The sequence below is a fragment of the Patescibacteria group bacterium genome, from assembly GCA_028717685.1.
Classification (GTDB): Bacteria; Patescibacteriota; JAQUNI01; order JAQUNI01; family JAQUNI01; genus JAQUNI01.
Map to the genome: position 1 here is coordinate 496907 of JAQUNI010000001.1, position 12691 is coordinate 509597.

8 protein-coding genes are annotated in these 12691 nt (G+C 42.4%); all 8 read left to right on the forward strand.

What is annotated here, in order from left to right; all coding sequences use genetic code 11:
* Window positions 1-23: 23 nt before the first annotated feature.
* The 8 genes from PHW01_02545 (at window position 24) to PHW01_02580 (ending at window position 12653) form a co-directional block, all read left to right on the forward strand.
* Complete coding sequence (locus tag PHW01_02545) at window positions 24-155, forward strand: hypothetical protein (GenBank protein ID MDD5626857.1); 132 nt, start codon at window positions 24-26, stop codon at window positions 153-155.
* Between the two features lie 29 nt (window positions 156-184).
* Window positions 185-2185, forward strand: a complete 2001-nt coding sequence (locus tag PHW01_02550) for a WD40 repeat domain-containing protein (GenBank protein MDD5626858.1) — start codon at window positions 185-187, stop codon at window positions 2183-2185.
* Between the two features lie 40 nt (window positions 2186-2225).
* Window positions 2226-4151 (forward strand): WD40 repeat domain-containing protein, encoded by a 1926-nt coding sequence (locus tag PHW01_02555; GenBank protein MDD5626859.1) that lies wholly within the window; start codon window positions 2226-2228, stop codon window positions 4149-4151.
* Window positions 4152-4309: 158 nt separating this feature from the next.
* On the forward strand, window positions 4310-5794 hold the full coding sequence (locus PHW01_02560; protein ID MDD5626860.1) for a fused MFS/spermidine synthase: 1485 nt from the start codon (window positions 4310-4312) through the stop codon (window positions 5792-5794).
* A 151-nt stretch (window positions 5795-5945) separates the two neighbouring features.
* Complete coding sequence (locus tag PHW01_02565) at window positions 5946-6821, forward strand: UTP--glucose-1-phosphate uridylyltransferase (protein MDD5626861.1); 876 nt, start codon at window positions 5946-5948, stop codon at window positions 6819-6821.
* Between the two features lie 113 nt (window positions 6822-6934).
* Window positions 6935-8269, forward strand: a complete 1335-nt coding sequence (locus PHW01_02570; protein ID MDD5626862.1) for an extracellular solute-binding protein — start codon at window positions 6935-6937, stop codon at window positions 8267-8269.
* 154 nt (window positions 8270-8423) lie between these two features.
* Window positions 8424-8819 carry a hypothetical protein gene (locus PHW01_02575; GenBank protein MDD5626863.1) on the forward strand — a complete coding sequence of 132 codons (396 nt, stop codon included), beginning with the start codon at window positions 8424-8426 and terminating at the stop codon, window positions 8817-8819.
* Between the two features lie 114 nt (window positions 8820-8933).
* Window positions 8934-12653: a pilin gene (locus PHW01_02580; protein MDD5626864.1), complete on the forward strand. Its 3720-nt coding sequence runs from the start codon at window positions 8934-8936 to the stop codon at window positions 12651-12653.
* The last annotated feature ends 38 nt before the right edge of the window (window positions 12654-12691 follow it).

Sequence of the window (12691 nt, forward strand, 5' to 3'; positions counted from 1 at the left end):
ATTGACTGCGCCCAACAGCGACTATGCGGTTTCGCTCCCTTGCAGTCGCTCCACCCACATTCACTTCAGGCGGACATCGGATATCCGCGAACGTTATTGGCGATCTTTCGGGCTTAAAGAAAGGAGATAAGAAAGATTTGTTATTCATTATTTAAATAACAATGTTAAAAACATCGGAGGGTATATGAAAAAAATTCTAATCTTATTCTGCGCTCTAGTGGCTATTTTTTGGGCTATCCCAGTAATTCCAGATGCCAAAGCCGAGGACTTACCGAGCGGGGTTATTCCTAAACTGCCCAAGACGGCGAATGACCCTATTCTTTCCGAAGGCAAAATTTATCCTTTTTGGGGACCAGTATGCCAAAGATACACTTATTCTGTAATTTACAGCGATAAAGAAGGCAGGACGCCGGAATATGTTAAGATTTATTTCAACGGCAAAATGATAGATATGGAAAAAGCGGACGCGAACGATAATAATTACAAAAAAGGAGTGAAATATATTTACAAGAATGTTCCGAATAAATTTGGTTCTAATTTTTATTATTTTGAGGCTTCAAATGGACTGGGCAAGACGCGCGATTCAATTATTGACTCGCCAGATAACGGACCAGTGCTTTTTGATGCTGATTTTAAAGAGAATGAAATTATTTTGATTGATCCTGAAAGTGGAAACCTAAAGTGGCGCTATCCAATTCAAGAAGAGTGGGTCGGCGGAGTCGCGCTGTCTGATGATGGCAGATACTTGGCGGCGCAAACTTCCAATCATATTTACTTTTTTGACACGGAAAAAAGTGAGCCTTCTTGGAGCTATCAAAGTCCGACCGGCGGCGCGATAGGCGGAGATGTTAAAGGCGGAGTAGCGATTTCCGCTCGCGGCGATAAAATTTTTGCCGCTTTAAACGGTAAGGCGTTGATGTTTGATCAAAACTCTAATCAGCCTATCTGGACCTATAATTTAGGTAATAATGGCGGAGGCGCTTATGGCGTGGACATTGCTAAAAACGGTGCATACGCGGCAGTGGCAATGGCTGGTTCGGAAGAAGACCTAAATAGCAATGTTTTGATCTTATTTGACGCCAAGGATAAAAAGTTATGGCAATATCATTCCGCGGGCAACTGGCATGAGGTTAATTTATCACAAGATGGTTCATATATTGCCGGATCAACAGGTTGTCCGGATCGAAGGGGTTATCTTTTTACTAAAGACTCGGCTGAACCAATAATCAAGTCTGAACCTTTATCTAAAGAATCGCCAATTGACGAAACGCGAATATCGGCAGATGGCAGTTTAATCGCTTTCGGGGTTGAGTCAGGTTATGGTGCGATTGTTTTAATGGACGCGCAAAAAAAGGAAATTTTATGGAAATATGAAACTTCCCAGGGAACATCTGTACGCGCGTTAGCAATGGCACCTAGTGGAAACTTGATTGGCGCTGGCACTTTTGGCGGCGATATTTTAATTTTTGAAAAAAATTCAAATAAGCCGATTGAAAAATTAAAAATTAATTCCACAATCGGCGCTTTTGATATAACGGATGATGGATTACTTTTTGCGACTGGTTCGGCTGATAAGAAAATCCGGGTATTTGAAAAGGGAGCTGGCAAAGCAAAAGCGGAAATTTCAGCGAATGAATACGTCGGAGAATTAGATATCGCGGCAAATGGAAAATATTTAGCCGCAGGCACAAGCGGCGCGGTATATTTTTTTGAAACGATCAGGGATTTGGAAAATAAGGGAGTTTTTGCCTGCAAGGAAATTATAGAACCCAAAGCAGAAGACACTACATTGTTCGGTGGACAAAATAGCGGGAATAATTTGGCGGACAGTGCAGATAATCAAGAAAAACCAGTGAAAAAAGAAACGTCTTCTTGGCTTACGCGGGGCGCGATAATTTTTGGAGGAATATTGATAATTGCGCTTTTTGGCTACATTTTGATTTGCCGCAAACGCGCGCGACCGCCCAAAAAGTTGATTATCATTTTAATATCATTTTCAATAATACTGGCTTTGATAGTTGTTTTTTACTTTGGACAATGGAAAAATGTTGAATCTGATAAAAGCTTAGATCAAGGCCAAATTAAAAAAGAAGGGCAGGAAAATATCTGTGGAAATACTTTGTGCGAGCCCAATTTGGGGGAAACAAAGGAGAATTGCGCCAAAGACTGCTTAGGCGGGGAATAAATAGTCAATTAATTTTAAAAATAAAAACATCGGAGGTTATATGAAAAAAAATTTAATCTTATTCTGCGCTCTAGTTGCTCTTTTTTGGGCTATCCCAGTAATTCCAGACGCCAAAGCCGAGGATAAGCCAGCCGAATTAAATAATCAGCCGGCGGCTCAAATTTTCCCTAAATTGCCGACCACGCCCGATGACCCCCATTTGGATGACGCCAAGGTTTATCCGATGTGGGGACCGCTTTGCATGCGCTATACTTATTCCGTGGTTTATCAAGACGATAAAAACCGCGCGCCGGAATATATGAGGATGTATTTTAACGGCAAATGGCTTGACCTTGCAAAAGAAAACAAGAACGATTCTGATTACAAAAAGGGGGTAAAATATGTTTACAAGTTTGTGCCTAATAAACTGGGCTCAAATTTCTATTTCTTTGAAGCTTCAAATGGCAAGGGCAAAGCGCGCGACGGGATTATTGATTCACCAGACAATGGGCCGGTTCTGTTTGAAACTGATTTTTCCCAAAATGAGATTGCCTTGATTGACCCGAAATCTGGCCAAAAATTATGGAGTTATCCCACCCACAAAGAATGGGTAAAAGGAGTAGCCCTTTCCGACGATGGCAAATATTTAGCGGCGACTACCACCAAACATATTTATTTCTTTGAAACGAGCAAGCAGAATCCGCTTTGGAGTTATCAGTATCAAGGCAGTTTTGATGTGGAAAACAATGATGTCAAAGGCGGCGTTGACGTTTCCGTCGATGGTTCCAAAATCTTTGCCCTGATTGGCAAATACGCTATTTTGTTTTCCAAAGATTCAAATCAACCAATCTGGCAGAAGGATGTCAAACAACAAGGCTACAACACGGCTATTTCGGCTGACGGGAAATATATGGCTGCGGGCACGGCGGGGGATGAGAAAAATGTTGATACCAATTTATTAATATTATGGAGCGAAAAGAGCGCGACCCCCTTGTGGCAGTACCACGCCGCTGGCAACTTTCATGATGTTTCTTTGTCTTTTGACGGCTCATATATTGCCGGAGCAACCGGCTGCCCCGACCGACGCGCCTATATTTTTTCCAAGGATTCAAACGAGCCAGTGATGAGAAGCGATATGCTAGCCGAAGATTCTCCGGTCAACCGAGCTAAAATTTCAGCTGACGGGAAATACGTGGCTTACTCGGCTGAATATAACAAAGGTATTGCCTTTTTGTTTAAAAATCCAAAATTTGGCGGCTCAAACCAGCCTGTCTGGAAACTTTTACCGCCCAGCCAACGTTCAGGCCGAGCTTTGGCAATGACACCGGATGCTAAAACCATCTTAGAAACAACTTTCGCGGGTGATGTTCTGACTCTTGGCCTTGCTTCAAATCAACCAACTGCTTATTGGAAGTATCCCAATCCAATTGCCGCCGCCGATTTAAGCGACGATGGCAGGTTAATCGCTGTCGGCGGAACGGCGGAAAGAGTCTATCTCATTGACGGCGATTCCAAAAAACAAACGGCGGAGGTTCAATTTTCAGAATATATCAGCGAAATTGATGTGGCAGGCGACGGCAAATATGTGGCGGCTGGCACTGGCGGCGCTAATTATTTTTTTGAATCTTTTAGCCAAAATGAGAATAAAAAGGTTAGTTGCGATAAAGTTATTGAGCCGGAGCCGGAGATGGTCCAGGATCAAACCGATTCCAAGCTTTACGACGGCGTTCAAGATGTTGATCAAAACTTGTCCGGCGGCAACGAGGTTAAACAATTTACGCAAAAAAATTGGCTCATTATTGTCTCAACCTTGGCTTGCTTAATAATTTTGTTCTCAATAATTTTTGGCAAAACCAGAAAAAAATATTGGCTCATTATTATTATTTTGCTGATTATCGCTTTGGTATTGAGCTTAATTTTTTTCCGCAAACCTCCAAAATCTGATTTAGAAAAAACCGAACAGGGTACTCAATTAGAAAACCAATGATTGAAATGATGATATAGAGAAATAAATCTAAAATATCATGGCGGCACTTGGGGGCAAAAAAATTAGGGCAAGAAGGCCATCAAATATAACAAAGAGGTGAGAAATGGTTAGTTTTGGATTATGAAAAAAAATTAAAAAAATTTAAATAGCAGAAACGCATGGTCAAAAAATATATTTTAGAGGGGGTTATTTTCTTTTGCGGAGCAATCGGAATGATTTTAGAACTCACTGGATCAAGAATTTTAGCGCCATATTTTGGAACATCAATTTTAGTCTGGACAAATATAATCGGGCTAATCTTGGGCAGTTTAAGTTTGGGTTATTATTTGGGAGGAAGAATAGCGGACAAGCAGGCAAATTATAAGATTCTATCAATCATCATTCTAACAGCCGCGGGGTCTGTATTTTTAGCCGCGTTCAGCCATCAATATTTTTTATATTCAATTTCAAGCCTAATTCATGATTTGAGGTTGGGTTCATTTATCGCTACCTTAATTTTATTTGCTCCGGCAAGCGTCGCCTTGGGCATGGTTTCACCTTATGTGGTGAAACTGAAGATGCAGGATTTAAAAAATACAGGCAAGACCGTGGGGAATCTTTACGCTCTTTCCACGATTGGCAGTATCGCAGGCACATTTTTAAGCGGATTTATCCTGATCGCGACACTAGGCAGCACAATAATTTTATTTATTTTGAGCGTTGCTTTAGTTTTAATCAGTTTAATTACCAATATCAGCTATTACAAAATTAAAACCGGATTGATCCTAATTTTACTAATTAGTATCGGAATATTTAATCAGATTAAACGCGAGAGGGAAAGCAGGGGATTTATTGACATAGACACGCAATATCAGAGAATTCAAATTTTTCAGGGAATTGACGCGAAGAATAACGAACCCGCGAGATATCTTAGAACCGACCCTTTATCAGTCCAATCAGCAATGTATTTAAATAGCAATGATCTAGTTTTTGACTATACAAAATTTTATAATTTATTTAAATACTTTAATCCGGAAGCAAAGCAGACTTTAATGATCGGAGGCGCGGGGTATTCTTATCCAAAATATTATTTAGAAAATTTCCCAAACCTGACGATGGATGTCGTGGAAATTGATCCAATGATGACTAAACTCGCGAAAAAATATTTTCGCCTGCAGGACAATCCAAGATTAAAAATTAACCATGAGGACGGAAGAGTATTTTTAAATCGAACCAAGAATAAATATGATGCTGTATTGGGGGACGCTTTTAACGCCCACACACCGCCTTTTCAATTAACAACCAAAGAGGCGACGCAAAAAATTTATGATTTGCTGAATCCCGAGGGAGTGGCGATAGTTAACCTTATTTCCTCTCTTTCCGGGGGAAAAAGCAAATTTCTAGAAGCGGAATACGCAACCTACAAGGCAGTATTTCCGCAAGTTTATTTATTTCCAGTAAACGGTCAAAATAATCTTGAACGAACGCAAAACATTATTTTAGTAGCGCTAAAAACAGGAAAAAATCCGCAACTCAATATTCAAAATCCGGAATTTGACCAATATTTAAAAAATATTTACTATCTTCCAACAAATCAAAAACCATTACCAATTTTAACAGACGAAAAGGCGCCGGTGGAAAATTACACTTTGAATTTTTATTAATCAATTGGAATTCATTGAAAAATAGGCGGTTTAAAAAGCTTTGGGAAATCCATGGCTTTAACTAGCGCATAAACCTTGCATCAAGGGGGTTTTTAGATTATGATGAAGGTGTTTTTAAAAGGAGGGAATTTTGAAAATTTAATTTATTTTTATGCCTAAAATCACCAAAGCGATTATTACCGCCGCGGGCTACGGCACCCGCTTTTTGCCCGCGACAAAGGTCCAGCCAAAAGAAATGCTGCCTATCATTGATAAACCCATTATCCAATATCTCGTTGAAGAAGCGGTAGCGTCGGGAATTAAAGATGTCATTATTGTCACCCGCGCGGGTTTGCATTCTTTAGAAGATCATTTTGATTCCGCTTTTGAGATTGAACACCAACTAGAAGCTAACGGTAAAAAGGATATTTTAGAAAAACTGAAACAGCTGACCCGAATGGCTAATTTTGTTTACATCCGCCAAACCAAAGACCTGCCCTATGGCAATGGTTCGCCACTTTTAGCCGCTCAACACTTAATTGGCAAAAATGAAGCTTTTGTTTATATGTTCGGCGACGATCTGGTAAAGTCAAAGGTGCCGGCAACAAAACAACTCATTCAAACCTTTAACAAAACCAAACCCAAAGCCGTGATCGGCGTGCAAGAAATACCCCAGGAAGAAACCAACCGCTACGGCATTGTTAAATACAAAAAAGACACTAAAATTAACCAGATCGTGAAGCTGGTGGAAAAACCTGCCGCGAGCGAAGCGCCGTCCAATATGGCTGTGTTCGGCCGCTACATTTTAACCGATAAAATCATCAAAATTTTAGAAAATCTCCCTCTAGGGAAAGATAATGAGCTGTGGCTTGCCGACGCTCTTAACAAATTAGCCCAGACTGAAAGAGTAGTAGCCACGCCTATTAACGGCAAATGGTTAACCACAGGCGATCCTTTACGCTATATGAAAGCTATGGTAGAATTTGCCTTAGAGAGGAAAGATATTGGGCCGGATTTTACGGAGTACTTAAAGGGACTCAAATTGTAATTCTAACCATAAAACATTGTTCAATTGTTCCATTGCTCAATTGTTGGTTTTTAATAATGGAATAATAGAACAATCGAGCAATGATGACTTTAGAAGTGTGAATCGCATCTAAAATGAAAATAAAAAAAATCCTTATTATTCTCTTGGTTCCCGTCCTCCTCGCTACGGTCGGTTTTGGCTGTAAAAGATCCTGCGCGCCAGGGCAACCCGGCGGAACCACTAAGAAACAGCCCGTTGAGCTTACTTTTTGGGGAATCTTTACCGAGAGCGGTCAGATTGAACCTGTGATTAAGGCTTTTGAAGCACAAAATCCCAATATTAAAATCAATTACAAAAATTTCGGCAATGATTACCCTAATTACCGCACCGAAATTTTTAACGCCCTTGCTCAAGGCAGGGGACCTGATATTTGGATGGTGCACCATACTTGGATTCAAAGGGATAAAGATTTCCTGACCCCTTGCCCTCCGGAATTATGCAATGTCCAAAACTTTAAAGAGACAATGGTAAAAGCGGTCGTAGACGACAGCATTATTGACGGTTCTATCTATGCTATGCCTTGGAGTCTAGACACCTTAGCGCTTTTTTATAACAAAGATTTATTTAACCAGGCGCATATCTTAAACCCTCCGCGAACTTGGGAAGAATTTACAGAGGACGTGAAAAAACTCACCAAGCAAAATGAAAAGGGGCAAATCATACAAGCGGGGGCGGCTCTCGGCACAGGACAAAATATCAATCGCGCCCCTGATATCCTTGCTCTTCTGATGATGCAAAATGGCGCTCAAATGACAGACATAAACCGCGGCACAGTAACCTTTAACACCTCTGGCGCTCCCAGCGCGCCCTCCCCAAACGGCAGCCAGCAGCAGGAAACCTTGCCCGGCGAGGAAGCTTTTCAATTCTATACTGATTTTGCCTCGCCCAAAAAAGAAACCTACACTTGGAACTCTCTGCAACATTATTCCATTGACGCTTTCGTAGAAGGCTCTTTGGCGATGATGTTTTCTTACTCCTATCATGTGCCCACGATTCAATTAAAAGCGCCTAATCTGGACTTCGGGGTGGCTTTATTGCCGCAGGTGTCTGGAGGACGCGAGGTAAATTTCGCGAATTACTGGACAAATGTGGTCGCCACAAGGACTCCTTACAAAAAAGAGGCTTGGTCTTTCTTGGTTTTTGCCGCTCAAAAAGAAATAATGCAGAAGTTTTGCGAAGACAGCCGCCGCCCTCCGAGCCGGCGCGACCTTTACCAAATGTTTGACAACGACCCGGAATTGCAACCTTTTACCAACCAAATTTTAACCGCGGAATCCTGGTATCGCTCGGATAACGACAAGACCGATGCAATCTTTGAAGAAATGATTGAAGATGTGGTTTTAGGCAAAAAGAATATCCCCGAAGCGATGACGGAAGCCGCGGCAGAGATGCAGACGATGATGAAGTGAAATTTCTAATTGACCTAATTGTTCTAAGTATTCTAAATAATGACCAAATCCTAATAACTAATGACCAAAAATTTCAGAAACCAGTTTAGAAATTTCTTATTAGGTATTGGAATTTATTTAGGTCAATTAGAATAATTAGAAATTCACAGAGAACATGTTCAAATTCAAATTATTCTCCACTATAATCCTTGCCCTACTCGGAATATCTTTAGTCTTAAACCTAGCCCACGCGGCTTTAGTGCCTTGCGGCGGCACGGGTCAACCGGAGTGCAATCTTTGCCATTTTTTTGTCTTAATCCAAACTATCTTTAAATATCTGCTGGGATTTCTGGGAATCGTGGCGCTGCTCATCTTTGTCATCATCGGCTTTATGTTTTTATTCGGTTCCACCAATGAAGGTCTGCTCACTACCGGCAAAAAGGCTCTGACCTCCGCGATAATCGGTCTTGTCCTGGTGCTCGTCGCTTGGCTTATAATCAACACTGTGGGCTACGCCATAGGTTGGGCGCAAAAAGGCAGCTGGTGGACATTTAATTGCGTATCAGAATAAACCCTATTAGAAAACTTTGCTTCTAACGGGGTAAAAACATTTTTATAATTTCAAAGGATGTCACTCGCGAGCCACGTCGTTCGCGAACGACGTGGCGAGTGATATCCTAAAAAAATGAACACAAAATCTATTTTCAAACTTCTATTTCTTTGTTCTGTAATCTTTATACTCGGATTTTCTATCGCACATTCTGCTTTAGCGACTGAACCGATTAATGTTAGTTTGGAAAACCCTATCGGAACAGACACGGTCACAGGGCTCATTAATAAAATCACGGGCTGGGTTTTAGGCATCGCGGGTTCCATTATGATGATTGTTTTGATTTTCGCGGGTTTTCGCTATTTAACCGCCGGAGCTAATGAAGACAGAGCCAAAAGCGCCAAAAAAATGCTGACGTGGGCGATTATTGGCATCGCGATAATCGTCGGCGCGGCTGCGATTACCAACGCGGTAATGGACGCGCTGGGCGTACCTGAAACTACTACCGGCGGGGGAGGGGGTACGGCAAACGTGGCGGCAGCTTTGGACACAATAGAATTGGCTCCGGAGGGCGATCTCAATGGAGATGGAGAAATCAACGCCGGAGATACGATAAATGTTGTTGCTAATTTAACTAATAATAGTGATCAAGATATTACTCTGAATAATGTCCGCCTCATTGCGGTTGCGGCTGGCTCTGCAACGGGAATGAATAATCTTGAGCAAGGGGACAAAAAAAAAGTAGCGGGGGCAAGCACATTGATCGCTGACGAACAAGAAATTCTTAAATGCGGCTACAGGGAATACTGGATTATTAGAGAATTTGGCCCGATTACCGTTAAAGCGCGGGAAACCGTCGGCTTGCACTCGGAATGGACAGTTCTCAATATTCCGGATAATATTTTAATCCAATTAGAAACATCAGACGCAACCCAGCAACAAGCCTGTGAACTTTTAGGCAGGGTGCCGATAGATGGAGGCGAGAGCGGAACTAGCGGCTTATTAAGTTATGTAAGCCACACGGTGAAGAGAAGCAGTATCGAAAATGAGAGCGCGGAGCCTAAAGTCGCGCCCGGGGCAGAAGTCACAATGGAGGTCTGCCTGAAGAATACAGGCGGCGAAGAAATCGATGACGCGAATGTAAATCTTTCCCCGCAAGAGGATGGGGTTAGTGTCTTAAATAACCCGCGTAGGTACGCGGGGGTAGATCCCGAGGAAGTAGCATGCAAAGACTACGACTTTTCAATCGCGGCAGATTATAAACCAACATCAATCAATTTTAAAATCCAAGACGCAACGTCAGATGACAAAGTCAGCGAATCTAATATTAAGGTGGATTTAGGCACGGGAGGAGAAGGAGGAATAGAGGAAGGCACATGCAACAGCAGCAGCGGTTGTGTGACTTTCCAGGAATACACCATTCAGGATAGCTCTATTGGCGGATCAAGGCCAAACGCTAAGGTTGTTCCCGGAGCGACTGTTATGATGCGTGTTTATTTAGAAAATCAAACCAGCACAGACTTTGGGGACACTATACAGGCAACTCTCACCACCAGCGATAGTGGCGTTACTGTCACGAATAATCCGGGGAAATATAGCGGAATGCATATTAACAAACACGAATATTACGGATACACATTTTCCATTCCGGGAAGTTACACTAAAAATTCCATAAATTTTACGATCCAAGGAAGCAAAGTAACCTCAACAAATTTTACTGTGCCGATAGACACAAGTTTTAAACAGAATTTAACCGCCCTCTACTTCGGATCCGGAATAGGCAACACACTAGTGGTTAAGGGTACCATCCTGCATCCCACTTTTTCCATTAAGAATACCGGCGCGATGGCTCTTGCCGCGAATCAAGATTTTAATGTTGAATTATACGCCTGCTATAGCAAAGACGCAGATGCCTGCGCTGGATTAACCAGCAAGCCAGAATATAAATTCTATTCTGGCAGTGCGAAAGAGATGTCCGGCGGGTGGACAAGCATACCGTCAGGAGGATACGTGGCGGTGAAATATCCCTTAGATTTCGAAGTCAAAGAACAGAAAAATCTTTATCTCGGCATTAAAATAGACACGGGCAACAGCATTAATGAAAGCAACGAGAATGATAATACGGGCGGACCATACGAAGTTCAGATCGCTAGCTGGAACGCGGAGGTCAAAGAATTGACTTTAGACGATGATCCGACCCAAGGGACTAAAATTACTTATCTCGATCCTCCAGCAAATACCAAAATAGTTTATCGCGGTTCATTTAAAATCACGAACACAGGAACGGGCAACACTAATCTGGGTTCAACGGATTTTTATTACAAAATTGACCTTATTGACGGACCTTGCGCGGAATCCACTCCAGGATTATATAATAGCCAGGAGCAACAATTAACGGGCTATCTTCTTCCCGGCAACTCTGTGACTAAAAATTTAGAAATTGATACGAGGCAGAATTATCCGTTCACTTGGCAGACTGGAAAATCTTACAGAGTAAGGATTATATTGAAGGATCACAGTACACTTGAACAAATACCCAATAAAGTGGTTTGCGCCGCGCCTTTCACCTACGGCGGGGAGCCTACCCTTACTTATAACGCCAAGGTTCTAAACGCGAGCCTTACCACAACGGGGGTCACTAACTATCTCTATGTGTATGGCAAGGTAAAAAATGACAGCACAAAAAAAGCGGATGTTAGCTACGGCTGGAGCATTAATAAAAATAGCAGCGGCGCGACGGATAACTTTGGCTGTTTACAAAATGCTTCTACTTATAATTCAGGCGAAACTATGAACGCGGGATCAATGCCCGCGGACAGTGAAGTTACAATAACCAGCGGACACATCGACAAGCCTGCTGAAAATGGATATTACCAAACAGTAGTTACGGCAAATGTTCCCGGGGATACAGATGCAACAGATAATAAAAAATGCTCTACTCCTCTTAAAATAGAAAGTGGCGGAACAAAACCGCCACCTATAGAGCCTGCTATATCTTACGACCTGGAAGCAAGTAAGGCGGTATTGAGTTATGATCCTGCCGCTAACCGATTTAAAACCACTATCTGCGTCAAAAATCACAGCACTAAAAATGGTGAAGCTTATAGCGGTTTTATAGGATATTACTCATGGTCTTTAAGAAGAGATGGCATCGAATCTGTGGAGGCTTCAATGAGCGGTTTCACGGCCGGATCAGGCGAAGAACAATGTTTTGATGCTAACCCATACCGAACAGAGCTTGGCGAGTATCGGTTTTCTTTAATTACCAGCGTGGGCAACCAAAATATAGATGTTAAGCCCGGCAATGATTCAATATGGTCCAATACAGTAACAATTTCCGAAACTCCCCCCGTACTGCCCCCATCCGCTCCAGCTGACTACAAGACAGAAATCTCTACTTACGGTATGACCGCTAATCCGCCGGATAATCCCGGGACTTATAATTACCGCATTACCTACGAAAACAAAAGCACCCAAGATGGTCAACCGATCAGGGCAAATGTGAGTTGGGGCGTTAAGATGTTGCGCAACGACTCTTTGCCAACGGGCTGCCCGGCAAGCGGCGGATCTACGGTATTCTCATATAATACAGTCATCGATGCTCAGAACGGCATTTTCGTGGATATGTATGGCGATAGTTATAAACCGAGCCAAGAAGGATATTACCATTTAGAGGCTTGGGCTGGGGTTAGCGGTTACGAAGACAGTAAAAGTTATAAATGCACTAGCACGGTGCATCACGTTCCCGCCACTTCCGCAAGTTTAGACCTCTCCAGCGCCAATGCCTTTGCGCTGCCGCTTTTAGACGAGCAAATCAAAAATTTCTGGCAAAAATTGCAGGAGGTGATAGAATAAAATCACAACGCGAGCGATAGGGCGCCGCGAGCGGCTAA